Annotated in this window: 20 protein-coding genes and 2 tRNA genes; 18 read left to right on the forward strand and 4 right to left on the reverse strand. The window is 62.1% G+C overall.

What is annotated here, in order from left to right; all coding sequences use genetic code 11:
• The first annotated feature begins 87 nt into the window (after positions 1–87).
• The 6 genes from ftsH to RLO07_RS02795 all read left to right on the forward strand — a co-directional run bounded on the left by ftsH (position 88) and on the right by RLO07_RS02795 (position 5,637).
• Positions 88–2,007: an ATP-dependent zinc metalloprotease FtsH gene (gene ftsH, locus RLO07_RS02770; RefSeq protein ID WP_462290612.1), complete on the forward strand. Its 1,920-nt coding sequence runs from the start codon at positions 88–90 to the stop codon at positions 2,005–2,007.
• 12 nt (positions 2,008–2,019) lie between these two features.
• Positions 2,020–2,949 carry a dihydropteroate synthase gene (folP, locus tag RLO07_RS02775; protein WP_462290613.1) on the forward strand — a complete coding sequence of 310 codons (930 nt, stop codon included), beginning with the start codon at positions 2,020–2,022 and terminating at the stop codon, positions 2,947–2,949.
• Entirely contained in the window at positions 2,946–4,304 is a 1,359-nt protein-coding gene (gene glmM, locus RLO07_RS02780) for a phosphoglucosamine mutase (protein ID WP_462290614.1), read from the forward strand. Before folP ends, glmM begins: the two co-directional genes overlap by 4 nt.
• Before the next feature lie 53 nt (positions 4,305–4,357).
• Entirely contained in the window at positions 4,358–5,110 is a 753-nt protein-coding gene (tpiA, locus tag RLO07_RS02785; RefSeq protein WP_462290615.1) for a triose-phosphate isomerase, read from the forward strand.
• Between the two features lie 41 nt (positions 5,111–5,151).
• The gene (gene secG, locus RLO07_RS02790; protein ID WP_462290616.1) at positions 5,152–5,523 is read left to right on the forward strand and encodes a preprotein translocase subunit SecG; all 372 of its coding nucleotides are present in this window, start codon (positions 5,152–5,154) and stop codon (positions 5,521–5,523) included.
• A gap of 28 nt (positions 5,524–5,551) precedes the next feature.
• Positions 5,552–5,637, forward strand: a tRNA-Leu gene (locus tag RLO07_RS02795).
• Between the two features lie 170 nt (positions 5,638–5,807).
• Here RLO07_RS02795 and RLO07_RS02800 read toward each other — a convergent pair.
• The gene (locus RLO07_RS02800; protein WP_462290617.1) at positions 5,808–6,866 is read right to left on the reverse strand and encodes a Fic family protein; all 1,059 of its coding nucleotides are present in this window, start codon (positions 6,864–6,866) and stop codon (positions 5,808–5,810) included.
• Between the two features lie 92 nt (positions 6,867–6,958).
• On the opposite strand from RLO07_RS02800, the gene rhuM reads away from it, so the two are divergent.
• Complete coding sequence (gene rhuM, locus RLO07_RS02805; protein WP_462290618.1) at positions 6,959–7,360, forward strand: RhuM family protein; 402 nt, start codon at positions 6,959–6,961, stop codon at positions 7,358–7,360.
• On the opposite strand, the gene RLO07_RS02810 is transcribed toward rhuM, so the two are convergent.
• Positions 7,327–7,581, reverse strand: coding sequence for a hypothetical protein (locus RLO07_RS02810; protein ID WP_462290619.1), 255 nt, complete (start codon positions 7,579–7,581; stop codon positions 7,327–7,329). The genes rhuM and RLO07_RS02810 overlap by 34 nt on opposite strands.
• A 28-nt stretch (positions 7,582–7,609) precedes the next feature.
• Positions 7,610–8,401 carry a hydroxyacylglutathione hydrolase gene (locus tag RLO07_RS02815; RefSeq protein ID WP_462290620.1) on the reverse strand — a complete coding sequence of 264 codons (792 nt, stop codon included), beginning with the start codon at positions 8,399–8,401 and terminating at the stop codon, positions 7,610–7,612.
• 323 nt (positions 8,402–8,724) lie between these two features.
• Here RLO07_RS02815 and RLO07_RS02820 point away from each other — a divergent pair, with 323 nt between their 5' ends.
• From RLO07_RS02820 to RLO07_RS02835, 4 genes are all read left to right on the forward strand, one after another.
• On the forward strand, positions 8,725–9,930 hold the full coding sequence (locus RLO07_RS02820; RefSeq protein WP_462290621.1) for a serine hydrolase domain-containing protein: 1,206 nt from the start codon (positions 8,725–8,727) through the stop codon (positions 9,928–9,930).
• A 264-nt stretch (positions 9,931–10,194) separates the two neighbouring features.
• Positions 10,195–12,492 carry a TonB-dependent receptor gene (locus tag RLO07_RS02825; protein ID WP_462290622.1) on the forward strand — a complete coding sequence of 766 codons (2,298 nt, stop codon included), beginning with the start codon at positions 10,195–10,197 and terminating at the stop codon, positions 12,490–12,492.
• Positions 12,493–12,494: 2 nt separating this feature from the next.
• Complete coding sequence (locus RLO07_RS02830; protein WP_462290623.1) at positions 12,495–13,154, forward strand: TauD/TfdA dioxygenase family protein; 660 nt, start codon at positions 12,495–12,497, stop codon at positions 13,152–13,154.
• Positions 13,151–14,878 (forward strand): N-acyl-D-amino-acid deacylase family protein, encoded by a 1,728-nt coding sequence (locus RLO07_RS02835; protein ID WP_462290624.1) that lies wholly within the window; start codon positions 13,151–13,153, stop codon positions 14,876–14,878. Before RLO07_RS02830 ends, RLO07_RS02835 begins: the two co-directional genes overlap by 4 nt.
• A gap of 30 nt (positions 14,879–14,908) precedes the next feature.
• On the opposite strand, the gene RLO07_RS02840 is transcribed toward RLO07_RS02835, so the two are convergent.
• Positions 14,909–16,648, reverse strand: a complete 1,740-nt coding sequence (locus RLO07_RS02840) for an isocitrate/isopropylmalate family dehydrogenase (RefSeq protein ID WP_462290625.1) — start codon at positions 16,646–16,648, stop codon at positions 14,909–14,911.
• A gap of 260 nt (positions 16,649–16,908) precedes the next feature.
• Between RLO07_RS02840 and RLO07_RS02845 the strand changes: the two genes are divergently transcribed.
• From RLO07_RS02845 to infB, 7 genes are all read left to right on the forward strand, one after another.
• On the forward strand, positions 16,909–18,681 hold the full coding sequence (locus RLO07_RS02845) for a chloride channel protein (RefSeq protein WP_462290626.1): 1,773 nt from the start codon (positions 16,909–16,911) through the stop codon (positions 18,679–18,681).
• Between the two features lie 129 nt (positions 18,682–18,810).
• A complete protein-coding gene (gene hppD, locus RLO07_RS02850; protein ID WP_462290627.1) occupies positions 18,811–19,932 on the forward strand; it encodes a 4-hydroxyphenylpyruvate dioxygenase in 1,122 nt (373 codons plus the stop codon).
• The gene (locus RLO07_RS02855; protein ID WP_462290628.1) at positions 19,929–20,924 is read left to right on the forward strand and encodes a fumarylacetoacetate hydrolase family protein; all 996 of its coding nucleotides are present in this window, start codon (positions 19,929–19,931) and stop codon (positions 20,922–20,924) included. The genes hppD and RLO07_RS02855 overlap by 4 nt, the downstream gene beginning before the upstream one ends.
• 176 nt (positions 20,925–21,100) lie before the next feature.
• Positions 21,101–21,177: transfer RNA gene (locus RLO07_RS02860), tRNA-Met, on the forward strand.
• A gap of 104 nt (positions 21,178–21,281) precedes the next feature.
• Complete coding sequence (gene rimP / locus RLO07_RS02865) at positions 21,282–21,776, forward strand: ribosome maturation factor RimP (RefSeq protein ID WP_462290629.1); 495 nt, start codon at positions 21,282–21,284, stop codon at positions 21,774–21,776.
• Complete coding sequence (gene nusA, locus RLO07_RS02870; protein ID WP_462290630.1) at positions 21,769–23,262, forward strand: transcription termination factor NusA; 1,494 nt, start codon at positions 21,769–21,771, stop codon at positions 23,260–23,262. Before rimP ends, nusA begins: the two co-directional genes overlap by 8 nt.
• 65 nt (positions 23,263–23,327) lie before the next feature.
• Complete coding sequence (gene infB, locus RLO07_RS02875; RefSeq protein ID WP_462290631.1) at positions 23,328–26,027, forward strand: translation initiation factor IF-2; 2,700 nt, start codon at positions 23,328–23,330, stop codon at positions 26,025–26,027.
• The last annotated feature ends 11 nt before the right edge of the window (positions 26,028–26,038 follow it).

Raw genomic sequence — 26,038 nt, forward strand, 5'->3', positions numbered from 1 at the left:
CGTATAACCGGCTATAATCAGGGAGAAACAGGCTGTCACGTCCATCCTGCGGGGTGGTTCTTTGGTGAGGAAACAGCGTTGAATGATATGGCGAAAAATTTATTGTTATGGCTGGTGATTGCCGCGGTCCTGCTGTCGGTATTCAACAATTTCAACATGCAGAGCCCGACCGAGCAGGTCGGCTACTCCGAGTTCATCCAGGAGATCCAGCGCGAGCAGATCAAGAAGGTCGTGGTGGACGGCCTCACCATCAATGGCGAGCGTTTTGACGGCAGCCGCTTCGAAACCATTCGCCCGATGGTCGAGGACCCCAAGCTGATCGACGACCTGCTGCAGCACAACGTCGAGGTTATCGGCCGCAAGCCCGAGACCCAGAGCGTCTGGACCCAGCTGCTGGTCGCCAGTTTCCCGATCCTGATCATTATCGCCGTGTTCATGTTCTTCATGCGCCAGATGCAGGGCGGCGCGGGCGGCCGCGGCGGTCCCATGAGTTTCGGCAAGAGCAAGGCACGCCTGCTCGGTGAAGACCAGATCACGACAACCTTTGCCGACGTGGCCGGAGTTGATGAAGCCAAGGAAGACGTGCAGGAGCTGGTCGAGTTTCTGCGTGACCCCGGTCGTTTCCAGAAGCTGGGTGGCCGTATTCCCCGCGGCGTGCTGATGGTCGGCCAGCCCGGTACCGGTAAAACCCTGCTCGCCAAAGCCATTGCCGGTGAAGCCAAGGTGCCGTTCTTCTCCATCTCCGGTTCCGATTTCGTCGAGATGTTCGTCGGTGTCGGTGCGTCGCGGGTGCGGGACATGTTCGACCAGGCCAAGAAACAGGCTCCCTGCATTATCTTCATTGATGAGATCGATGCTGTCGGCCGTCATCGTGGTGCCGGCCTCGGCGGCGGGCACGACGAGCGCGAGCAGACCCTGAACCAGCTGCTGGTGGAAATGGATGGTTTCGAGGTCAATGATGGCGTGATTGTGATCGCCGCTACCAACCGTCCCGACGTGCTGGACCCGGCGCTGCTGCGCCCCGGCCGCTTCGACCGTCAGGTCGTGGTGGGCCTGCCCGATATCCGCGGCCGCGAACAGATTCTCAAGGTCCACATGCGCAAAGTACCACTGGGGGAAGACGTGGCGCCCTCCAAGATCGCCCGCGGCACCCCCGGATTCTCCGGTGCCGACCTCGCCAACCTGGTGAACGAAGCCGCCCTGTTCGCGGCCCGGACCGGAGTGCGTACCGTGGGCATGACCCAGTTCGAGATGGCCAAGGACAAGATCATGATGGGCGCGGAGCGCAAATCCATGGTCATGTCGGAGAAGGAGAAGCGCAACACCGCCTACCACGAAGCGGGGCACGCCATTGTCGGGCGCCTGGTGCCGGAGCACGATCCGGTCTACAAGGTCAGTATCATTCCCCGCGGCCGCGCCCTTGGTGTGACCATGTTCCTGCCGGAAGAGGACCGTTACAGCCACAGCCGGCGCCACATTATCAGCCAGATCTGCAGCCTGTTCGGTGGCCGTATCGCCGAGGAGATGACCCTGGGCAAGGACGGCGTCACCACCGGTGCCTCCAACGACATCCAGCGGGCGACCGAGATCGCGCGCAAGATGGTCACCAAGTGGGGCCTGTCGGAGAAGCTGGGGCCACTGATGTACGACGAGGCCGAGGAGGAGGTGTTCCTCGGTCGCTCCGCGGGTCACCAGAACAAGTCCATCTCCGGAGAAACCGCCAAGGCGATTGACGAGGAAGTGCGCAGCATCATCGACGAGTGCTACGCCACCGCTCAGGGGATACTCGAGGAAAACATCGACAAGCTGCACGCGATGGCCGACGCGCTGATGCTGTACGAGACCATTGATGCGGACCAGATCAAGGATATCATGGAAGGGCGCACGCCGCGCGAACCTGCGGACTGGGGCGGTACCGCCGGCGGCAGCAAGCCGGATGTCCGTCCCAGCGAAGGTCAAGAGGGCGAGACCGGCAGTCCCATCGGCGGCCCTGCCGGCGAACACTGACGCGTCACCCCTGTGAGCCTCCTTCAGCGCCCGGCCCTTGATTGTGCCGGGCGTTTGCTTGATCTCTCCCGCCCCGTGGTCATGGGGGTGGTCAATACAACCCCCGATTCATTCTCCGACGGCGGTGCGCTCTATCGCAACGGCGCCCTCGACCTGGAGCAGGCCTTCACTCACGCCCGCCGACTCTGCGAGGAAGGCGCTGCCATAGTCGACATCGGTGGCGAGTCCACCCGGCCCGGTGCGGCTGCAGTCTCCCTCCAGGAAGAGCAGGACCGGGTCCTGCCGCTAATAGAGCGGGTCGCGGCGGAACTGGATGTCGTCATTTCCGTGGATACCAGTAGCCCCGCCATCATGCGCGAAGCCGCCGCCCTGGGTGCGGGTCTGATCAATGATGTGCGGGCATTGACCCGCGAGGGGGCCCTGGAGGCCGCCGCTACCACCGGTCTGCCAGTGTGCCTGATGCACATGCAGGGGCGGCCCGACACCATGCAGACGGCGCCACTGTATGAGGATGTGGTCGCCGAGGTGCGCAATTTTCTGAGCGGGCGCATTGCAGCCTGTGTCGCTGCCGGAATCGAACGGCAGCGTCTGCTGCTGGATCCCGGCTTTGGTTTCGGCAAGACCGTGGCCCACAACCTGCAGTTGCTTGATCGCCTGCCGGAGCTGGCGCTGGAAGGGCTGCCGCTGCTGGTGGGTTTGTCGCGCAAGTCGCTGATTGGCAAGGTGCTCGCCGGTAATGCCCGGGAACGCCTGCCCCAGGAACGCCTGCCGCAGGAACGCCTGCCGCAGGAACGCCTGCCGCAGGAACGCCTGGCGGCCAGTCTGGCCCTGGCCGTGCTTGCAGTTGAGCGCGGTGCCGCTATAGTGCGAGCTCACGATGTGGCAGCGACGGTCGATGCGCTGGCCATGTGTGCGGCGATGAGAGAGTGGGGGCGGCAGTGAGCAGACAGTACTTCGGCACGGACGGCATTCGCGGCAGGGTAGGCGACGCACCCATCACGCCGGATTTCATGCTCAAGCTGGGCTGGGCCTGCGGTCGCGTGTTTGCGCGCGAGGCACGCGAGGGCGGTCACAACACGGTCATTATCGGCAAGGATACCCGCGTCTCCGGCTACATGTTCGAGTCCGCCCTGGAGGCGGGCCTGGTGGCCGCCGGTGTGGATGTGAAGCTGCTCGGTCCGATGCCGACCCCCGCGGTAGCCCTGATGACCCGCACCCAGAATGCGGTCGCGGGGATTGTCATCAGCGCCTCCCACAATCCCTACTACGACAACGGTATCAAGTTCTTTTCCTCCCATGGCTCGAAACTGGCCGACGACATCGAGCATGCGATCGAGCGCGAACTGGACTGCGACCTGGCGGTGGTGCCCTCCCGGGACATCGGCAAGGTCGTGCGGGTGGCGGACGCGGCGGGTCGCTATATCGAATTCTGCAAGGCCACCGTGCCCGACAGCTTCACCCTGCGCGGGATGAAGATCGCTGTCGACTGCGCCCACGGCGCTACCTACCACATCGCCCCCAATGTTTTCGCCGAGCTCGGCGCCGATGTGGTGAGCATGGGCGTGAAGCCCGACGGCTACAACATCAATGAAGGTGTCGGCTCCACGGATACGGCCCAGCTGTCGGCTCTGGTGCGGGACAGTGGCGCGGACCTCGGCATTGCCTTCGATGGCGACGGCGATCGGGTCCTGTTCATCGACGTCGACGGCACCCTGGTGGACGGTGACGAGCTGCTGTACATCATCGCGACCCATCGCGCGATCAATGGCATGGCCGAGTCCGGGGTGGTCGGAACCCTGATGTCCAACCTGGGCCTGGAGCTGGCCCTGCGCGACCTCGGCCTCGAGTTTGTCCGCGCCCGGGTCGGCGACCGCTATGTCAAGGAGTTGATGGAAGCCCGTGAATGGCGCTTGGGCGGTGAGTCATCCGGCCATATCATTTGCGCCGACCACACCACCACCGGTGACGGCATCGTCGCGGGCCTGCAGGTGCTGGTAGCACTCAAGGAATCCGGGCGCAGCCTGGCGGAACTGCGCTCAGGCATGCGCAAGTGCCCCCAGACCATGATCAATGTGCCGGTCAACGGTCGTTTCCTGCTCGACGAGCTGCCCGCGGTGGCGGCGGCCGTCAAGGCGACCGAGCAGGCTCTCTCCAGCCGTGGCCGGGTACTGCTGCGACCCTCCGGCACCGAGCCGCTGGTACGGGTGATGGTGGAGGGTGAGGATGCCGCCGAGGTCGAGCGCCTGTGCCAGGGCCTGGCGACCGACGTCGCCGCAGCTTTGCGGGCTGCCTTGTAAGAGGTCACCAACTTGGGTAACATTGCGGCCCGTTTTGCCGCCGGGAGCACTTAATGCGTCGACCGCTAGTGATGGGCAATTGGAAGATGCACGGAACCCGGGCCAGCGTCAGGCAGTTGCTCCAGGAGATCACCAGGGCCGGTGAGCAGATGCCTGCCGATGTGGCGGTGTGTCCCGCCTACGTGCATCTGCAGCAGGCGCTGCAGCTGTGTGAAGGCACGTCGGTCAGTGTTGGCGCGCAGGATTGTAGCCACATGGCGGCGGGGGCGTTCACCGGGGAAGTCTCCGCAGAGATGTTGCTGGATCTCGGCTGTCGCTGGGTCATCCTCGGCCATTCCGAGCGGCGCCAGTATCACGGTGAGTCCGACGACCTGGTGGCGGCCAAGCTTGCCGCTGCGCTGCAAGCGGGCTTGCAGCCAGTAGTGTGCATGGGGGAGACCCGGGAGGAGCGCGAAGCCGGCGAGGCCGAATACATCGTATCGCGCCAGCTGCGCGGTGCTTTGCAGGGCCAGGCAGGGTTGAAGCAGGTGGTGGTTGCCTACGAGCCGGTATGGGCGATTGGCACTGGCCTCACGGCATCGCCAGAGGAGGCCCAGGACATGCACGCGTTCATTCGCGCGCAGCTGGGTGACATTGCCGGAGCAGATCCGGGCACCATGCGCGTTCTCTATGGCGGCAGTGTCAAGGCTGCGAACGCGGCGGAGTTGTTTGGGCAGCCGGATATCGACGGCGCCCTGGTTGGCGGGGCGTCACTGGATGCCAATGAATTCCGGCAAATCGTCGACGCCACGGGTGCGCGGCGCTAAGCGGGCAAATTGATCAGGAAGCCCTTGCGGGCAAAGGTGTTATGGAACAGATTATTCTTATAGTGCATCTGCTGATTGCACTGGCCATCATCGGCCTCATCATGCTGCAGCAGGGCAAGGGTGCGGACGTGGGCGCCTCCTTCGGCGCAGGTGCTTCCCAGACCCTGTTCGGCAGTGCCGGCAGCACCAACGCCCTGACCAAGGCCACGGCCTGGCTGGTCGTGCTGTTCTTTGTCACCAGCTTCGGCCTGGCCATGTTGGCGACCCAGAAGACCAAGGTGGTCGACGATCTCGACCTGGTTATTCCAGCCGCGGAGGAAAGGGTGGTGCCGGTACTGGATTCCGACCTGCCAACCGTGGATAATGCCGACCCGGCAGCGGAGCCTATTGGCGCCGACGTGCCGGAACTGTAGTTTTGAGGTAGACCAACCTCGTTTTTTTGCCGAAGTGGTGGAATTGGTAGACACGCTATCTTGAGGGGGTAGTGAGCATCGCTCGTGCGGGTTCAAGTCCCGCCTTCGGCACCATCAAACTGGATCCGGCCGCTCCGCCTCGCGCAGGCTCGTGCGGACCTGGCCGGCCGCGTTAAGTCCCGCTTTCGGCACCATTTGAGTCAAAAAGCAATATGCAAATGTGCATATTGAGCTGCAGCACGGGCGAGGGTTTTCCTCCTTCCATTAGTAGGCAGGGATACTTGCTAGCCCACGGAATACCAGCTGCCCCGCCCAGCGCCATGCCGTGTCAGGTGTCCGGCTTCAGTGAGCGCCTTTATGTGATCCTTGATGGTATTTCGATTCCTGCCAGTCGCGGCTGATGCCTGAGCTACCGTCAACCGCCCCCGCTCTCGACAGATTTCCAGCAACTGCTGTGACAACTCGGGCAAGCTCCCCAGAATTATGTGCTCCCGTCTAATCTTCCGTTCCAGGCTATCCTTTTGTGACAGCAGCGAGCGGAGGAAGTACGCCAGCCACGGTTGCCAGTCGGGGCTGTCACTCCGGATGGTCACCTGGGTCTGTCGCAACGCGAGGTAGTACTGCTCCTTGCTCTGCTCAATGACGCTTTCCAGGGAACTGTAGGGCACATACGCATAACCGGCCCGGAGCAGCAGTAACGTGGTCAGGACTCGGGACAGACGGCCGTTCCCGTCCTGGAAGGGATGAATCTCCAGAAACACCACCACAAAAATGGCGATTACCACGAGCGGGTGAAGATCCCCGTTCTCCAGGCGTGACCGCGCCCAGTCGACCAACTCCGCCATCAGCCGCGGCGTGTCGAAAGGTGTGGCTGTCATGAACACTACGCCCAGGCTCTCGCCCTCTGTACCAAAGGCCTCGACGTGGTGATCCAGCCTCTTGTACTCGCCACGATGGCGTCGGTCTTTCGATGAATACTGCAGCAGGTCGCGGTGGAGGTGCTTGATGTGGTTTTCGGTCAGCGTGATTTCGGGCCAACTGGCGAAGACCAATTCCATCACTTGGGCATAACCAGCAACTTCCTCCTCGTCACGAGACGCAAAATCCTTGACGTTCAGATTAGCCAGCAAACGCCCAACTTCCGCGTCCGTCAGCCTGGCACCTTCGATGCGGGTTGAGGAGCCGATACTTTCAATGGTGGCTACCCTGCGCAGGGAGGTCAGTTGTTCAGGTGCAATACGTCCCATCGCGGTCCACGCGCCTTTGAACTCATCGATCGCGGCGATGAGGTTCAGCACTTCTGGTGTAATGATCAGGGTGTCGGTGTGTACGCCGCCATCCATTTATCCATCCGTTTCCATCCATTTAGGCTGGCACGGTAGCCTCCATTTGTCCACCCAATTCCATCCGGTTTGATACCCGGGACCGAGCGAGCTTGCCAGAAAGAGCAGAAGGGAGGTGGCCGCCGCCTCGTGTTCACGAGGGCGAACTCCAGTGGAAGGCGGTTGTTGCAAAAATTGCAACAACTGCTGCAGACGGCAAGGCCTACCAGAACGACGACTACAACCTCGACGTCATCATTTACCTCGGTTACCGAGTCAAGTCTCAGCGCCGTGTGCAGTTTCGACAGTGGGCCACGCGGGTGCTCAAGGACCACCTGGTCCAGGGTTACACTCTCAACCAGAGGCGCCTTGCGGAGCGGGGTGTCGAGTGCGAGCAGGCCCTGGACCTCTTGAGCCGCACCCTTGCCAGTCAGGAACTGGTTTCCGCCGAAGGCGAAGCCGTGGCCCGGGTCATCAGCGACTATGCCCGCTCCCGGAGTCTATTCCCAACGTAGCAATCCGTGCACTGTGAAGAGGGCAGGCAGGACACCAGGTTGTCCATTGCTGCCGACAGCAATTCGGCAATCAGTTGCTCGCGGCTGCGGCGTGGAAACAGCTCCGTCAGTGCTTCCAGCTTTGCTGTATCTTCCAGCGGCAACGGTACCCTGTAGTCAAACAGGGCCTCGTCGCCGGTCGCGTCTGATTCCCAGTTCCTGGCCAACGCCTCAATTATCATCGTTTACCTCCACGCCCGTCGTTACTGCCTACCAACTGTTGCGCAGTTCCCTCAGTTTCAGAAACACCGTGCGCGGATCCGGGTCCGGCGGCAGGTCTGGAAACACCTCCCGCAGCCCGGCAATGACGCTGGGGCTGTACAGCCGGAAAAATGTGTTGATCTCTTTCTCCAGCGCGATGTCGGTGACCAGCGCCGTCGCCGGGTCCTGGTCGCCGACATCCGCCAGCAACTGTTGCGCCTGATGGTTGTCCTTTTCCCGGTCCAGGGTGAATTTGAGGTTGGTAGCGATGTAGTCGTGGCCGGGGTAGATCAGGGTGTTGTCGGGCAGTCGTGCGAGTTGCCCGGCAAAGGTTTCATACAGTTCCTCCGGGTGGCCACCGTTGTGACAATTGCCCGCGCCGGCATTGAACAGCGTGTCACCGCAGAACAGCGCCGGCGTGTCGGTATGCGACAGCAGGCAGATATGGCTCATGGTGTGGCCCGGCGTGTCCAGCGCCTCCAGTTCGACGGTGCGGCCAATCTTCACGGTGTCGCCTGCCTGCAGGCCGCGGTCCACCCCGGCGATGCTGCTGCCGGCGTTGGCATGGGCCAGCAGTCGTGCGCCGGTAGCGGCAATCATGGCGTCGTTGCCGCCGGTGTGGTCCAGGTGTTCATGGGTATTGAGCACCTGGGTGATGTCCCAGCCCCGGTCGCGGGCCCGCGCGAGGCACTTCTTGTGGTCCAGCGGATCCACCGCCATGGCCTCACCGGTTTCCGGGCAGGCGATGAGATAATTGAAATTGCGGAATGCGTTACCGGTCCAGATCTGTTCGACGATCATTTGCTTGCTCCTCGCTGTCCTGCAGGAATAGTAGCAGGCCGCGCGGATTCCGCCGGCCCTCCAGGCCGGGGGGGCCGTCGTCGGCAACAAGCGGACCTCCGGGACTGGTCTTGGAGGTAAAGCAGCGAGGCGGGCCGCTGTGGCCTCGCCAGACACAAATACGCCCCGAGAGCACACAGTAATAGGTACTGTGGGGGCATGTTTTTGGGCAGGGTAACGGTCCTCGTTTCCCAAGTCCACCGCAGGCTCGAGCAGCGTTGCCCTGACTCATGGCCGGGTGCGGTGTATGCTGCCTGCTTGCCGACACGTAAAGGAAGCACATCATGAAGGTTGAATTCACTTGCGGTGCGCTGTTGTTGTCCGCACTGCTGGTCGCCCCCGGAGTTGCCATGGCAGAGTCTTCAGATATTTACCGTCACGGCGAGGAGCCGATTGGCACCATTCGCCAGGTGTATGACGGCCAGCTGTTTCCGGACCTGCAGGTCAACACCTTTCGCAACATCGATCGCCTGTTTGCCACCCGCACCGTAAAAGCGGGCAACACGCCCTTCCCGCTGCCCGCCGGTGAGCGCCAGTTGCAGAATTTCCAATTTGAATCCCGCGGCAAGACCTACGACCTCTATGACTTCATGGCCTTGAACCGCGTGGCCGGTTTACTGGTGGTGAAGGATGGCGGGGTTGCCTTCGAGCAGTATGCGCTGGGCAATGACGAGCATACTCGCTGGATGTCGATGTCCGTGGTGAAGTCGATCGCCGCTACCCTGGTGGGTGTTGCCATCCAGGATGGTTTCATCGACAGCCTGGATGATCCGCTGACGCGCTATCTGCCGCAGTTTACAGGTTCAGCTTATGACGGCGTGAACATTCGCCAGCTGTTGCAAATGGCCTCGGGTGTCGCCTGGAACGAAACCTATACCGATCCGGCTTCCGATCGCCGCGCGATGCTGGAAGCGCAGATTGCCCAGCAACCCGGGGCGATTCTCGAACTCATGGCGGGACTGGATCGCGCCGCGGCCCCGGGTACACGCTGGAACTACAGTACCGGTGAGACCTCGGTGGTGGGCGCACTGGTCAATGCGGCCACTGGCGAGAATGTAGCGGACTACCTGTCGCGGAAGATCTGGCAGCCGTTCGGGATGGAAACCGACGCCAACTGGTGGCTGGATGCGCCGGGGGGCCAGGAAATCGGCGGCAGCGGCCTGTCGGCAACCCTGCGTGACTATGCCCGCTTTGGCCTGTTCATGCTCAACAATGGCGAGATCGACGGCGAGTCCATCCTCCCGCCGGGCTGGGTGCAGGAGGCGACCGCCTGGCCCACGATCGGCGGTGAGCTGGTCGACTACGGCTACATGTGGTGGCTGCTGGATGAGGGCGCCTACGCTGCCATCGGGATCTTCGGCCAGTTCATCTATGTGCATCCCGAGGACAACCTGGTGATCGCCATGTGGAGTGCCCAGCCCAAGCCTGTGGGCAAGGACGCGGTGGACGAGTATCTGTTTTTCAATGCCGTGGCTGCGGCGTTGCGCTGACGGCAGCAGGCACGGACCGGTGAGCGAGACCCCGAGAGACAAATGGACCGCCCGCTTCAGCAGCCGGCTCTCGCGCGGCGACTCACTTTTACAGCTGGCGGCTCCAGCCCTCCTGCACTTTCCCGGAGCGTTCACGCCTTCTCTGGCTGGCTACTCGCCGCACGTGTACCGCATTTGAGGTATGCCGTTACCGTGGTAAAGGTATAGGGTGCCCCCACAACGAGTGTTGGTAGTCAGCATTTCGATAATAAGGGGTCGTCTGTTATGAAGAGTTTTGCGTCCAAACCGATGCATCATCAGTTCCCGAAAATGCTCCTTGCCGCCGCTGTGCTGGCGTCCAGCCAGACGCAGGCTCAGGGGCTTGAAGAAGTTGTCGTTACCGCCCAGAAGCGCGAGCAGTCGCTGCAGGATGCGCCGATTGCCATCACCGCGTTCGGCCAGTATGAGCTGCAGCAGCGTGGCATTCGCGACCTGGTCGACCTCGGCACCATCGCGCCCAACGTCAAGGTGGCACCGCTGCCGTCGAACACGGCCAAGGCCACCGTGGCCATTCGCGGCTCGGTGACTTCCAACCCGGGTATCTATTGGGAGCCCACAGTTGGCATTTACCTTGATGGCGCCTATGTTGGCAAGTTCTCCGGCAACGTGTTCAAGCTGGCTGAAGTGGAGCGCATTGAAATCCTGCGCGGCCCACAGGGTACCCTGTTCGGGCGCAACACCTCCGGTGGTGCGGTCAACGTGGTCACGCAGAAGCCGACGGGGGAGCTGGGCGGCCGCCTGCGCGCGAGCGTGGGTAATTTCGGCTACACCGAGCTGGATGGCAGCCTGGACCTGCCCCAGCTGGACCTCGGCGGTGCCGGGAACCTGAAGAGCCGTGTCAGCCTCTCCTGGGATGATCGCGACGGTTTCTACGACAATGTTCCGGCTGCCCCCGGTACGACCATTACCCACCCCTTTACCGGCCAGCCGATACCAGCCAACCCGCCCGGTGCCGAGGATGAGCAAAACGCGGCCTCAAGCACCGTGGCCCGCCTGGACTTGCTGTGGGACGTGAGTGACAGCCTGTCGGTCAGGTATTCGCTGGATGAGGTCGATGTCGAAAATACCCCCGGCAAGCCCCAGTTCACCAGCTTCGACCCCACCAGCCTGACCTTTGGGTTCCCGCTTCCGGGAGATCTCGCCCAGTTTCTTACCAGCGAGACGGATAACCTGGATGCAAACAGCATTGACGCCAATGTGTATGAGGAGTTCGACTCCACCAGCAATACGCTGACCGTGGACTACGACCTGGGCAGTGCCGGTATTCTGGGTGATGCCTCGGTCAAGTATGTCTACAATCACCGCGACCTGAGCTTTGCCCAGAGCCTGGACAACGATGGCACGCCATTCTCTCTCTTCCACTCGAAGATCAACGAAGAGTACACCCAGCAATCACACGAAGTGCAGCTCACCGGTTCACATGAGCGGCTGAACTATGTCATGGGCCTGTATTATTTCGAGGAAGACGCGGATGTTTACAACCCGTTGCAGCCGCTGAACTCGTTCTTTGGCCCGCTGCTCTCACGCAATGCCTATGGCCTGGAGTCGGATCAGTTCGCGATCTATGGCCAGGCCGACTGGCGCCCACCGGTGCTGGATGACCGCCTGACCATAACCGCGGGCATTCGCTGGACGGAGGAAGAGAAAACCGTCTACATCGACCATCCAAACGACAACCCGCCCTTCGCCGGCGAAAACACGGATGATTACAGTAATGTGGCGCCCACGTTGATCTTCAGCTATGAATTCACCGATGAGTTCAATGCCTACGCCAAGTACGCCAAGGGCTGGAAAGCCGGTGGTTTCAATGGCGAGGCGGGCAGCATTGAAGACTTCAACGTCGGCTTCGATCCGGAAGAAATCGATTCCTACGAAATCGGCTTCAAGAGCCGCTGGCTGGACAACACACTACAGTTGAACGGTGCCGCCTTCTATAACGACGAGTCGGATATCCAGTTGTCAGTATTCATACCGCGCGACGGCGGTGTTGCGTCGGTGATTGAGAACGCGGGCGAGTCGGTGAAGCAGGGTGTCGAACTGGAAGTGGTATACATGCCCACAGCCGATCTGATGCTGAGCGCGAACTATGGCTACCTCGATTCCGAATTTACCGAGTTCCTTGAGTTCGACCCGGTTCTGGGCGAAACCGTGGATGTGTCCGATGAACGCTTCACTCAGTATACGCCGGAGAACACAGTCAACCTCAGTGTCGAGTACATCATGCTGCGCGGTGAGTATGGCGAACTGACGGGGCGTCTGGACTACAGCTACAACGACGAGTACACGCCTTACGTGAAGCCGGAGCAGAAAGCGGTATCGGATATTGATGGCTACGGTACCCTCAACGGGCGCCTGACCCTGATGAACATCCCGGTGGGTGACAACCAGCTGCAGGTAGCGCTGTGGGGCAAGAACCTGCTGGACGAGGAATACCGCATCAACACGGTCCCCTTCGGCCCGTTCACGGTGAGCTTCTTTGGCAATCCCCGTACCTACGGGCTTGAAGCGCAGTACACCTTCTGACCATGACCGGTATCCGGTCAGACGATGCTTTTTCCCTGTCCCCACTACCCGGCACTATTGGTGTCGAGGTCGTGGGCCTGGATGCCGGCAGGGAGATTCCGCTCGAATCTGCCGGCGCGGTGTTGCGCATGGTGCGCAACAGTGAGCACGGTGGGCAAACCGGCTGGATCGATACCGCGCTGGCGTATGAGGCGTTGGATGCAGACACACGCCAGCGCATCGAAGGTCTGGAAGCTCGCTACATTTTTTCTCCGGACCTCGAGGGCATGCGGTTCAACAAACCCGGCGGTTCGCTGCTGCAGGGTACGATAAAGGACCTTCCCAGTTTTCCTCCCGTTATTCACCCACTGGTCTGGCGGCACCCGGAAACCGGCCGGCGCATTCTCAATATCAGTACACTCAATATCCAGGGCGTGGAAGGCATGCCGGAAGCGGAAAGTGATGCGCTGATACGAAGCCTGGTTGAGCACGCCCTGCAGCCGCGCTTTCGCTATATTCACGCCTGGGAGAACAACGACGTGATCGCCTGGGACAATCGGCGCACCATGCACATGGCCTTCGGGCACCCGGTGGATGAGACGCGAATCGTACAGCGCAGCACGATCCGCGGCAGCGTAAAGATGGGGCGCAGTCTGGATGACGAAGAGGGACAAAGCGCATGAGTGACTACGATCTGGTAATTCGCGGAGGCACTGTTGTGGACGGCAGCGGTGGTGAGCCCCGGGCGATGGATGTGGCGGTGAAAGAGGGTGTCATTGCCGCGCTGGGCCGCAATCTGGCTGCGGGTCGTGAAGAAATTGATGCCCGCGGCCTGCTGGTAACCCCGGGGTTTGTCGATGTGCACACGCACTACGATGGTCACGTGACCTGGGAGAACCGCCTGCAGCCCTCGTCCAGCCACGGGGTGACCACCGCCATCATGGGCAACTGCGGGGTGGGATTTGCGCCATGCCGACCGCAGGATCACGATACGCTGATCCGGCTGATGGATGGCGTGGAAGATATTCCATTTCCGGTGCTGGCGGAGGGCTTGCCCTGGACCTGGGAGAGCTTTCCGGAGTACCTGGAGGTATTGGCCAACCGCTGCTACGACATGGATGTGGGCGGCTATCTGCCGCACGCCGCGCTGCGTGTCTATGTCATGGGGGAGCGCGGTGCCCGTCGCGAACCTGCCACGGCAGGCGACATTGAGCGCATGTGTGAATTGCTGGAGGAGGCGCTGGAGGCGGGTGCCATGGGCATTGGTACCTCGCGTACGCTGTTCCACCGTGCCAGCGATGGTACGCCGATCCCGACCCTGGACGCGACCAATGAAGAGCTGCTGGCATTGGCCCGCACCCTGCGCAAGGCGGGCAAGGGCGTGTTCCAGATCGTCGAGGACGTGCACTTGCCCGGCAAGGATGTCAGCGTGCTGCGGCAACTCGCGGAGGCCTCCGGGCGGCCGTTGACCTTCTCCATGGGAACCGGCAATAGCGGGCCGCAGATCTGGCCGCAACTGCTGCGGGGGCTGGAGGAAGCCAACGCGGCGGGAGTTACGATCAAGGGGCAGGTGATGCCCCGGGCGATCGGCATGATGCTGGGCGTCGAGCTGACCCTGAACCCGTTTTACACCACCGAGGGCTACCGGGAGGTTGCCGATTTACCGCTGGCCGAGCGCCTCGCGGAGCTGCGTGATCCCGCGCGTCGTGCGCGTATTCTGGCCGAGCCCACAGACCCGGACCCGGCGCTGGTGCTGGGCCGCATGGTGCGTGACTTCGACTACATGTTCCTGCTCGGCGACCCTCCTGACTATGAGCAGCCCTGGGAGCAGAGTATTGCCGGTCGCGCGCAGGCCCAGGGCATCAGTGCTGCCGAGCTCGCCTACGACCTGATGGTGGAGGGTGAGCGCGGAGCGGTGCTGTATCTGGCCATGGCCAACTATGCCGATGGCAGCCTGGATGCGGCGGGCGAGATCCTGCGACATCCCGATGTATTGCCCGGGCTTGGCGACGGCGGCGCGCATTCCTCCACCATCTGCGACGGCAGTTACTCCACCTTTGCCCTCACGCATTGGGGCCGGGACCGTCCCGCGGGGCGTATTCCCGTACCGGAGCTGGTGCACAGGCTGAGCCGCGCCACGGCACTCACCATGGGTCTGGAGGACCGCGGCCTGCTGGCGCCGGGTTACAAGGCCGATATCAATGTCATTGATTTTGAGCGCCTGGCCCTGCACGTGCCGGAAATCACCTACGACCTGCCCGGTGGTGGGCGGCGCCTGGTGCAGCGCGCCGAGGGCTATGTGGCGACGCTGGTCAACGGTGTGCCGGTCTACCGCAACGGCCAGGCGACGGGGGCACTCCCCGGCCACCTGATCCGCGGTCAGCAGGGCGCGCCGCAAACCGTGTGAAAGCGCCGGTTTTCATGCGTTGCCCGCATCTCACGCTGCCAGATTCGCGTCCACCGCATCGAGAAAGCCGTACATATCCACCACCGTTTCAGCTTCCGGATTTGTGGTCTTGCCCTTGAGATCGCCAGTGATGGTTCCCTGCGCGACGGTTTCTATCAGTGCGGCCTTGAGCTTGTTCGCATAGTCCGCGAGCGGCTGATTGCTTTCCCGGCGGGCCATTTCCTCCAGTGCATTGGCCACGGCGAAGATCAGGGCGGAGGAATTGAAGTTGGCTTCCTTGCCGTTGGTCTCGAGGTAGCGCAAGTACAGGTCGTGCGCCGTGCCGTGTGGCGCCTCGTACAGCATCGTGCCGTCCTTGCTTTCGATCACCGAACTGGCGGTGGCGAGGCTGCCACCAAGCGCTGCAGAAATGTCGGAAAAGATATCGCCGTCAAGATTTTGGGCTGGATACAGGCCCCAGCGTGGTGGGTCGCAGATCATTTTGCTCAATTGCCGCGACGGGCGCATGATCATGAAGGAGGGTGGCGGTGTATCCAGGTCAGCCAGTTCCTTGCGTATCTCCAGAATGATTGAGCTGTAAACCTCGTCGTAGTTGACGAATTCCCGCTTCAATCCGAAGTAGATTTCCTTTTTGTTGACCACTGCGTCGCGGAAAACCTGTTTCACCCAGTCCTTGATGGCCTCGCGATCATTCGACATGAAAAGAATGGGGTCGCTGGCTTTTACGGTGCGAGCGTGCTTTTCCTCACCATCGACGATGACTTTGACTATACCGTCTTCGGGTGCTGGCAGGTTGTAGCTCCCATACTGGTCTCCTCCTCCGGCGCTCATTCTGGAGATGGAAACGTGGGCCTTGCGCTCGGGCAGGCCATAGTGCTTGAGCTGCTGCACCAGCTTGAACAGCTTCATGCCCACCACGTTGTCCGGCACACCCCACAGCGCCCGTTGCGGAGGGTTGGAAACAATACGCGCAGCCTGGGCGTCGATGAGTTCGTAGTGGTAGGAAAGTCCGGCGGCGGTCACCCTGTCCTTGTAGTCGCGCTCGTAGATCTGCTCTATGGCGGCACGCATAACGCCGTCGTAACCGGGGACCACCGTGTCCTTCAGGCCGAGGTAGATGTCCCGCCGCTCATCCAGGGCTCGCTGGAAAAAGCGGTGTGCCCAGGCCCGCACCTCGTCTATGCAGTTGGTCGCCAGCATCCACGGGTCACCTTTTTTCAGGGTCCGGCGATGCATTTCCACAGGATCACCGCTGCTGCCCACAAAGACCACCTTGGCAACCCCCGTGGCATTGGACAGCTCGCTGTAGCTGAAGTCCAGGCCGCCGCTGTGCATGGTGTCCACTTCGATGTCGCGGTTTTTCCACTCTGGCCGCACGCTCCGGAGGTTGCGGAACTCGATATCCTCGCGCGTGATATTGCCCCCAATGCCTTTGCGAATGGCTCCGTTGGGTGATTTCGTGGCCAGCTTGTGCAGCGAAACCTCCTTGATATCGGGATGTTTGCCGAGCAACTCGTTGAGCTGACTGCGGTTCACCGTCATGCCCGCATTCTTGACGCCGATGCCATGCTCCCGGAGCGCCTGGATAGCATCAAGCACCACCTGGCCGTTGCTGGTCAGCCGCTTCTCTGCGGAGAGATCCACCTCTACCAGATCAATTTGCAGGCGTGATGTGACGAACTGCTCGAGTATTTTCTCGAAGGCAATTTGCGCCATCTCGTCGCCGTGAAGAATTACCAGTGGTTTCTTGACCACGATCTTGTTGCCCACCGCGTTTGCTCCTGTTGCTAGGCATTGAAGGTCGACAATCTAACTTGCCGGGAGGCAGAAATGAAGGGCTCTGCATTTATGGCTGATATTCTCCCTGTTGTGTCAAACAAGGCAGGGTGGCCCCTTGGTTTGGCGATGTCGGCATCGTATGCTCACGGGTCGATGTTCTCGGAGTGCGAACAGATGGCCTGTTCTGCAGTGGTGGCAGCCTTGACGGCTCTGGTTCCCCGCGCTGTTTGTGCCGTGGCGGGCGCAGGCCGGTGAGCGGTCTGCGCAAGGAGAAATGGAGCACACGCTTCAGCGGCCGACTGTCGCGCGGTGATGCCCTGCTGCAGCTGGCTATTCTCGGTTTGCTGTCGGGTTTGCTGACCGGTGGTGTCATTCTGGTTTTTCGCGCCGCCATTGAGTGGCCGCTGGGCTATTTCCTGCCCGGCGGTGACAGCGAGGCGTTCGAGCAACTGGGCGCCTGGGCACGGGTCCTGCTGCCGCTCGTCGGGGCAGTCATGCTGGGGCTTTTCCTGTCCAGGCTGGCTGCCGCTGACCGCCGGGTCGGTGTGGCCCATGTCATGCACCGGCTCAATTATCACCAGGGCTACATCACTCTGCGCAGTGCGCTCATCCAGTTCGCGGTAGGGGTCGGCACGGTGGTGACCGGGCAGTCTGCGGGGCGCGAGGGTCCGGCGGTGCATCTGGGTGCCGCGGTTTCCAGCCTGATGGGGCAATGGATGCGCCTCCCCAATAACAGTATCCGCACTCTGGTGGCCTGCGGCGTTGCCGGTGCCATTTCCGCGTCCTTCAATACGCCTATCGCCGGGGTCATCTTCGCCATGGAAGTGGTGATGATGGAGTACACCATTGCGGTGTTTACCCCGGTCATCCTCGCCGCAGTCAGCGCCGGGGTGCTCACCCAGGCTGTGTACGGAGCAGATCCCGCGTTCCAGGTGCCGCTCCTTGCCATGTACTCTCTCTGGGAGCTGCCCTGGATTCTGGTGATCGCTGCCGTCATCGGGGTGGCCGCGGCCGGCTTCATCCATCTGGTTGACACCCTGAGCCGTTACGAAAGTCGCCCGGTATTCCTGCGCCTGCTGCTTGCCGGCTGCTTTGCGGTGCCATTCGCGCTGCTGGTGCCGGAGGTGATGGGGATCGGCTACGACACGGTGAACCGGACATTCCACGGCCAAATCGCACTGTCGGCACTGTTGGTGGTGGGTGTTGCGAAACTGCTGGTAACCGGAGTCACCGTGGGGCTGGGCATGCCGAGCAGCATTATTGGGCCTACCCTGGTGTCCGGGGCGGCACTGGGGGGGGCGATGGGTCTGGTGGGTGCCTGGTACGCGCCGGAGGGGGCGTCATCCGTGGGTTTCTACGCCATGCTGGGCATGGGGGCGATGATGGGAGCGGTCCTGCAGGCGCCACTGGCCGCGTTGATGGCGTTGCTGGAACTGACCCATAACCCCAATATCATTCTCCCCGGCATGCTCGCCATCACCGTCGCCAGCCTGGTTACCAGTGAAGTATTCGGCAAGAAGTCGGTGTTCCTGTCGGTCCTCAAGACCCAGGGTTTCAGCTACCAGAGCTCGCCGGTTGCCCAGGCTCTGCGCCGGGTGGCGGTGCCGGCAATCATGGAGCTGAGCATGCAATCGGTGTCGCGCCAGCTGGACAGGGAGGCCGTCGAGCAGGTGTTGGCTGCCAAGCCCAAGTGGCTGCTGATCACGGGCAGCAGCGGGGCCCCGGTGGCACTGATGCTGACCGCGGACCTGGTCCGCTACCTGGAGGAGACAGAGACGCCGGGCGATGGTGGCGAAGCTGAGGTGCCGCCGCCGGCCATTGATTTGCTGGACATTCCCGCCAAGCGCCGCGACGTCGCGCCGGTGTCTTTCCAGGCCACGCTGGAGGAGGCGCTGAATCTGTTCGAGAGCAGCCAGGCAGAGGCCCTGTATGTGTGCCAGCGGTCGATCTACGGCAGTGCGCGCAGTACGGGCATCGTCCTGAAGGAGGACATTGACAGCTACTACAGGTACCGCGCTCCCTGAGAGTCAGGGCCTCGGGGCAAAATTTTGATATGGTTTCACTTGAAACCACTTTGCGCTGGCGTCTATACTCGCCGGCCAAGCAGTCCGCAGCTCTCGGCGGGCAGCAGCATTTGACTCAGGAGGTGGCCAGTGGCCGACTTGTTTGCAAATCCCATGGGCCTGGACGGCTTCGAGTTCGTGGAATTCACCGCACCGGAGCCCGGCATCCTGGAGCCCGTGTTCGAGGCCATGGGTTTCACCCGTGTTGCAGTCCATCGCACCAAAGCCGTGGCGCTGTGGCGCCAGGGCGATATCAATTTCGTCAGCAACTATGAGCCTCGCAGTCATGCCTGGTATTACGGTCGCGAGCACGGCCCTTCGGCCTGCGGCATGGCGTTCCGGGTCAAGGATGCGACCCTGGCCTACAATCGCGCGCTGGAGAACGGCGCCCAGCCGGTGCATGTCGAAACCGGTCCGATGGAGCTGCGGCTGCCGGCGATCAAGGGTATTGGCGGTGCCACCCTGTACCTGATAGACCGCTATCAGGAAGGGCACAGTATCTACGATATCGATTTCCACTGGCTGGAGGGGGTGGAACGCAAGCCCGCGGGGCTCGGCTTCCATACCCTGGACCACCTGACCCACAACGTCTACCGCGGTCGCATGGGGTTCTGGGCGAAATACTATGAAGAGCTGTTCAATTTCCGTGAGATCCGCTACTTCGATATCAAGGGCGAGTACACTGGACTGTTGTCCAAGGCCATGACTGCTCCGGATGGCAAGATCAGGATTCCCCTCAACGAGGAGGCCAAGGGCGGCGGCCAGATCGAGGAATTCCTGATGGCCTACAATGGGGAGGGCATCCAGCATATCGCACTCGCCTGTGACGATATCCTCGCCTGCTACGACCGCCTCAAGGCCGCCGGCATGACCTTTATGCCGGCACCGCCCGGCACCTATTACGACATGCTGGAAGAGCGCCTGCCCGGTCACGGCGAGCCGGTGGCGGAACTGCAGTCGCGTGGCATACTGCTGGACGGCAACACGGAGGGTGGTACGCCGCGCCTGCTGCTGCAGATTTTCTCGGCCAACCTGCTGGGCCCGGTGTTCTTCGAATTTATCCAGCGCAAGGATGACGACGGCTTCGGCGAGGGCAATTTCAGGGCCCTGTTTGAATCCATTGAGCGGGACCAGGTGGCGCGCGGCGTACTCGGCAATTCCGGGGGCAGCGGGCAGGACTCCATGAACGGGAAACAGGAGCAAAAGGCATGAAGCTGGCATCATTGAAGAAGGGCCGCGACGGCGCCCTGGTCGTCGTATCCAGGGACCTGCAGCGTTGCCTGCCGGCGGGAATGACTCTGCAGCAGGCCCTCGATGACTGGGAGCAGCAGCAGCCCGTGCTCGAGCGCCTCGCAGAGCAGGTCGAGAACGGGGCCGGTGAGGCCTTTGTCGAGGAGGCCTGCGCCTCGCCGCTGCCCCGGGCGTTCCAGTGGGCGGACGGCTCGGCCTACGTGAATCACGTGGAACTGGTGCGCAAGGCTCGCGGCGCGGAGATGCCGGAGAGCTTCTGGACTGACCCGCTGATGTACCAGGGCGGTTCGGACAGCTTTCTCGGACCCCGCGATCCCATTGTCATGGCCGATAGCGCCTGGGGTATCGACTTCGAGGGCGAGGTCGCGGTGATTACCGGCGATGTCCCCATGGGGGCGAGCCCGGAGCAGGCGGCCGCCGGGATTCGCCTGCTGATGGTGGTCAACGACGTTTCCCTGCGCAACCTGATACCCGCGGAGCTGGGCAAGGGCTTCGGCTTCTTCCAGTCCAAGCCCTCCAGCGCCTTTAGCCCGGTCTGTGTTACCCCTGACGAGCTGGGCCAGGCCTGGGACGGCGGGCGCCTCCACCTGCCGCTGCGCGTCAGCTACAATGGCGAGCTGTTCGGCAAGGCCAATGCCGGTGTCGACATGACCTTCGACTTCCCGACCCTGATCGCCCACGCGGCGAAAACCCGGCCCCTGTGCGCCGGCACCATCATTGGCTCGGGCACAGTATCCAACAAGGATGACGACGGTACCCCGGGACGCCCGGTGGCGGATGGTGGCCTGGGCTACAGCTGCATCGCCGAGATCCGCATGATCGAGACGATTCGTGATGGCAAGCCGACGACTCCGTTCATGCAGTTCGGGGACCGGGTGCGGCTGGAAATGCTGGATGCCGACGGCAACAGCCTGTTCGGGGCGATCGACCAGCAGGTGCAACAGCAGGGGTAAGCTGGATATCTGCGCGCTGCGGAAACGCCGGGAGTAAATTTAGTGCGTTTTAACTGCGCGGGGAGTTGACCAGTGCCCTGCAGGTATCTATAATCTCCAACCTCGAATTTGGGCTGGTTAAGTTGGTTCAGCCCACTATGAAGTGCCGAGGGGCCTTCATGTCGGGAAAGTTTTGATGCGGGGTGGAGCAGCCTGGTAGCTCGTCGGGCTCATAACCCGAAGGTCGTCGGTTCAAATCCGGCCCCCGCTACCAACACACGTGTCGTCCGCTCCGAATTGACGGCACGTTTCGCAAAGGCCCCTTCATGGGGCTTTTTCGTATCCGCGAAAAAAGTTTTTGAGTTGAGTGGAGTCGGATTGGCGACCAAACAACAGGAACTGCTCGAGCTGCTGGAGCCTACAGTAGCTGCCCTGGGCTTTGAGCTCTGGGGTATAGAGTACCTGTCACAGGGCAAGCACAGCGTGCTGCGCATCTATATTGATGCGGAGGCGGGTATTTCCGTGGACGACTGCGCCAGAGTGAGTGGCCAGGTCAGCGCCGTGCTGGACGTCGAGGACCCGATCGTCGGTGAATACACCCTCGAAGTGTCGTCGCCCGGCATGGATCGGCTGCTGTTCCGGCTGGACCAGTTCCCGGAGTTTGTCGGCGAAGTGGTAGAGCTGCGCCTGCGTCGGCCCTATGAAGGGCGCCGCAATTTCAAGGGCGTGTTGCAAGGTATCGAGGGCGAGGATGTGGTGGTCCGGATTGATGACCACGAGTATCTGTTGCCCTACAGCGCTGTCGACAAGGCGCGAATTCATCCCCGCATCCAGGGTGCGGTCAGTGTAACTGGCGAGGCTACGAATGACTAAAGAGATCCTGATGGTGGCTGAGGCCGTCTCGAACGAGAAGGGAGTGTCCGAGGACATCATTTTCGAGGCGATCGAGCTGGCGCTGGCAACAGCGACCAAGAAGCGCTATGACGAGGAAGCCGATATTGAGGTCAGGATTGATCGCAAAACCGGTGACTATGTCACGCTGCGTCGCTGGCTGGTGGTGCCGGACGATGAATTGGCGCTGCTGGGCACGCAGCTCACTACCGAGGAAGCGATCGAGAAGGACCCCGCGCTGAAGCCTGGTGACGTCTTCGAGGAGGAAGTCGAGAATGTCGGCTTCGGCCGTATCGCCGCCCAGACTGCCAAGCAGGTGATTGTGCAGCGGGTGCGGGACGCCGAGCGTGCGCAGGTGGTCGAGCAGTACCGCAACCGTGTCGGCGAGCTGGTTGCGGGCACGGTCAAGAAAGTGACGCGCGACAACGTTATTGTCGATCTTGGCAGCAATGCCGAGGGCCTGTTGCCGCGCGACCAGCTGGTGGGTCGCGAGACCTTCCGGGTCAACGACCGCGTGCGCGCGATACTGCAGGAAATCAGCGCCGAGACCCGCGGCCCGCAGTTGATGTTGAGCCGGTCCTGCCCGGAAATGCTGATTGAACTGTTCAAGATTGAAGTGCCCGAGATCTCCGAGGAAGTGATCCAGATCCGCGCCGCGGCCCGGGATCCGGGTTCGCGCGCGAAAATCGCGGTGAAGACCAACGACCAGCGCATCGATCCGGTAGGTGCCTGCGTCGGCATGCGCGGCTCGCGGGTCCAGGCGGTTTCCAATGAGCTGGACAACGAGCGCGTGGACATCATTCTGTGGGACGACAATCCGGCGCAGATGGTGATCAATGCCATGTCCCCGGCAGAGGTCGAGTCCATCGTGGTCGACGAGGACAGCAACACCATGGAAGTGGCGGTAGCCGCGGACAACCTGGCCCAGGCGATTGGCCGCTCCGGCCAGAATGTGCGCCTGGCCAGCGAGCTCACCGGTTGGACCATCAATGTGATGAGCACCGAGGAGGCCGCCGAGAAACATGAAGCAGAAGCCGGCGAAGTCATCCAGATGTTCATTGAGCAGCTGGATATTGACGACGAGGTGGCGGAAATCCTGGTCGAGGAAGGCTTCACGACGCTGGAGGAGGTCGCCTACGTGCCGCTGGAAGAAATGACCGCGGTGGAAGGCTTTGACGAGGACATCGCGGAGGAGCTGCGCGCCCGGGCCAAGGACGCCCTGTTGACCCAGGCTATCGCCTCCGAGGAGCAGCTCGGCGCTACCGAGCCAGCCCAGGATCTGCTGGAGATGGACGGTATGGACCGCCATCTGGCCTATGTGCTGTCCAGTCGCGGCGTGATTACCATGGAGGACCTGGCAGAGCTGGGCGTTGACGAACTGATGGATATTCCGGAAATGACCGAGGAGCGCGCAGGAGAGCTGATCATGACAGCGCGCGCACCCTGGTTTGCCGAGGAGAGTGAATAGGCCAGCGAGACCTGGACACAACACCTCAAGGCATCAGGGCTTCACGGGATCAAGGAGAATATTGCATGGCGCAAGTGACAGTACAGCAACTCGCAGAGACAGTGGGAGCACCCGTGGATCGTCTGCTGACGCAGATGAAGGAAGCGGGTCTGCCTCACGCGGCTGCCGGTGAAGCTGTGTCTGAAGAAGACAAACAGACCCTGCTGGCCTACCTGAAACGCAGTCACGGTGAAGCCGATGCTGCGCCCAAGCGGATCACCCTGAAGCGCAAGACCATCAGCACCCTGCGCACTACCGGCTCTCAGGGCCGGAAGACGGTGAACGTCGAGGTGCGCAAGAAGCGCACCTACGTGAAGCGCGACGCGGCGGACGCCGGGTCCGAGATGCAGGATGTTGCTGCCGCCGAGGCGGCAGCTCGCGAAATCGAGGCCCAGGCCGCGGCGGAAGCAAAAGCCGCTGCCGAGGCCGAGGCCGAGGCTGCGGCCAGGGCCGAGGAAGAGCGCGTGGCAGTGGCTGCCGCGATGGCTGCAATCCCGGAACCCGAGCCTGAGCCCGAGCTGGAAGCGGAAGACGAAAAGGATCTGGACCCGGAAGTCCTGCGCCAGCGTGCCATGATGCGCCGGCAGGCCCGCGAGGCGGCGGAAGCCGAGGCCCGCAAGGCTGTGCTGGAAGCTCGCAAGGCCGAAGAAGAGCGCGTGCAAGCGGAAGCGGCGGCCAAGGTCGAACGCGAGAAAGAGGCGGCTGCACGCAAGCAGCCCAAGCGTCTGCACGACGCCCCGGCGCCGGCGCAGACCGAAGAGCAGCGCAAGAAGGCGGCCAAGGGCCGCATTGATCGCAACTCCCCCGGTGGCCGCGGCAAGCAGCGCGGGCACAACCTGTCGCTGTCCGACCTGGAAGCAGCCGAGTCCGGCATCATGCGCCGCCGCGGCGGGCGCAAGAAAGTGCGTGGTTCGGGTTCCTCCCACGCCGAACACTCCAAACATGGATTCGAAATGCCGACCGAGAGAAAAGTGCACGAAGTCGAGCTGGCCGACATGACCTCCGTTGGCGGTCTGGCCCAGCAGATGTCGGTCAAGGCTGGCGAAGTCATCAAGGAGCTGATGAAGCTCGGGGTGATGGCGAACATCAACCAGATGATCGACCAGGACACCGCGATCCTCGTGGTCGAGGAAATGGGCCACAAACCCAAGCTGATCAGTGCCGATGCGCTGGAAGACAAACTGGAAGAGACCCTGTCCCAGCACGAGGGGACTCCGGAGCCGCGGGCGCCGGTGGTTACCGTCATGGGCCACGTCGACCACGGCAAGACCTCGCTGCTGGACTACATCCGCAAGGCCAAGGTCGCTTCCGGCGAGGCGGGCGGGATTACCCAGCATATTGGGGCCTATCATGTGGAGACCGGCCACGGCATGATCTCCTTCCTGGATACTCCCGGTCACGCGGCGTTTACTGCCATGCGTGCCCGCGGCGCCAAGAGTACCGATATCGTGATCTTGGTGGTGGCGGCCGACGACGGCGTCATGCCACAGACCGAGGAGGCCGTGCTGCACGCCCGCGCCGCCAAGGTGCCGCTGATCGTGGCGATCAACAAGATGGACAAGGAAGGCGCGGACCCGGATCGAGTCAAGAACGAACTCGCGGCCAAGGACGTCATCCCCGAAGACTGGGGTGGCGATACCCAGTTCATCGAAGTGTCTGCCCATACCGGCGACGGTATCGACGATCTGCTGGACGCCGTGCTGCTGCAGGCCGAGGTGCTGGAGCTGAAGGCGCCGCGCGACGTGCCTGCCCAGGGTATCGTGATCGAGTCGCGCCTCGACAAGGGGCGCGGCCCGGTGGCTTCACTGCTGATCCAGAACGGCACCCTGCGCCAGGGCGATATCGTGCTGGCGGGCCTGCAGTATGGCCGCGTGCGCGCCATGCTGGATGAGAATGGCGAGCCTATCGACAGCGCCGGGCCGAGTATCCCGGTGGAAATTCTCGGTCTCGACGGCACCCCGGATGCCGGCGACCTGTTTGCAGTGGTTGAGAGCGAGAAGCGAGCCCGGGAAATCGCCCAGTACCGTCAGGACAAGACCCGCGATACCAGGCTGCAGCGACAGCAGGCGGCGAAACTCGACAACATGTTCGAAAGCATGACCGCCGGCGAGAAGAAAACCCTCAATGTGGTGGTCAAGGCCGATGTGCGCGGCTCCCTGGAAGCCATCCAGAGCGCACTGCTGGACCTGGGCAACAATGAGGTACAGGTCAACGTGGTCTCTGGCGGGGTCGGCGGTATCGCTGAAACCGACATAACCCTGGCGATTACCTCCGGCGCCGTGGTCTTCGGCTTCAACGTGCGGGCGGACAATGCCGCCCGTCGCCTGGTTGAACAGGAAGGCGTGGACCTGCGGTACTACAACGTGATCTACGACCTGATAGACGACGTCAAGGATGCGCTTACCGGCATGCTGGCGCCGGAGATGCGCGAGGAGATCCTCGGCATTGCCGAGGTCCGCGATGTATTCCGCTCGCCCAAGTTCGGCGCCATCGCCGGCTGCATGGTCATCGAAGGCACGGTCTATCGCTCGCGGCCGATCCGGGTCCTGCGCGACAATGTAGTGATTTACCAGGGTGAACTGGAGTCTCTGCGCCGCTTCAAGGACGAAGCCAGCGAAGTGCGCAACGGCGTGGAGTGCGGTATCGGCGTCAAGAACTACAATGACGTCAAGCCCGGCGATCTGATCGAAGTCTACGAAGTGAAGGAGTTTGCCCGCACCCTGTAGGGCGGCAAAGC

It is taken from the genome of Haliea sp., from assembly GCF_040221975.1.
Taxonomy (GTDB): Bacteria; Pseudomonadota; Gammaproteobacteria; order Pseudomonadales; family Halieaceae; genus Haliea.

Excerpts from the sequence above, each read along its gene's own strand:
- ftsH (WP_462290612.1), top strand. The coding sequence starts at position 88 with ATGGCGAAAAATTTATTGTTATGGCTGGTGATTGCCGCGGTCCTGCTG.
- tpiA (WP_462290615.1), top strand. The coding sequence starts at position 4,358 with ATGCGTCGACCGCTAGTGATGGGCAATTGGAAGATGCACGGAACCCGG.
- secG (WP_462290616.1), top strand. The coding sequence starts at position 5,152 with ATGGAACAGATTATTCTTATAGTGCATCTGCTGATTGCACTGGCCATC.
- RLO07_RS02800 (WP_462290617.1), bottom strand. The coding sequence starts at position 6,866 with ATGGATGGCGGCGTACACACCGACACCCTGATCATTACACCAGAAGTG.
- RLO07_RS02810 (WP_462290619.1), bottom strand. The coding sequence starts at position 7,581 with ATGATAATTGAGGCGTTGGCCAGGAACTGGGAATCAGACGCGACCGGC.
- RLO07_RS02815 (WP_462290620.1), bottom strand. The coding sequence starts at position 8,401 with ATGATCGTCGAACAGATCTGGACCGGTAACGCATTCCGCAATTTCAAT.
- RLO07_RS02820 (WP_462290621.1), top strand. The coding sequence starts at position 8,725 with ATGAAGGTTGAATTCACTTGCGGTGCGCTGTTGTTGTCCGCACTGCTG.
- RLO07_RS02825 (WP_462290622.1), top strand. The coding sequence starts at position 10,195 with ATGAAGAGTTTTGCGTCCAAACCGATGCATCATCAGTTCCCGAAAATG.
- RLO07_RS02830 (WP_462290623.1), top strand. The coding sequence starts at position 12,495 with ATGACCGGTATCCGGTCAGACGATGCTTTTTCCCTGTCCCCACTACCC.
- RLO07_RS02835 (WP_462290624.1), top strand. The coding sequence starts at position 13,151 with ATGAGTGACTACGATCTGGTAATTCGCGGAGGCACTGTTGTGGACGGC.
- RLO07_RS02855 (WP_462290628.1), top strand. The coding sequence starts at position 19,929 with ATGAAGCTGGCATCATTGAAGAAGGGCCGCGACGGCGCCCTGGTCGTC.
- nusA (WP_462290630.1), top strand. The coding sequence starts at position 21,769 with ATGACTAAAGAGATCCTGATGGTGGCTGAGGCCGTCTCGAACGAGAAG.
- infB (WP_462290631.1), top strand. The coding sequence starts at position 23,328 with ATGGCGCAAGTGACAGTACAGCAACTCGCAGAGACAGTGGGAGCACCC.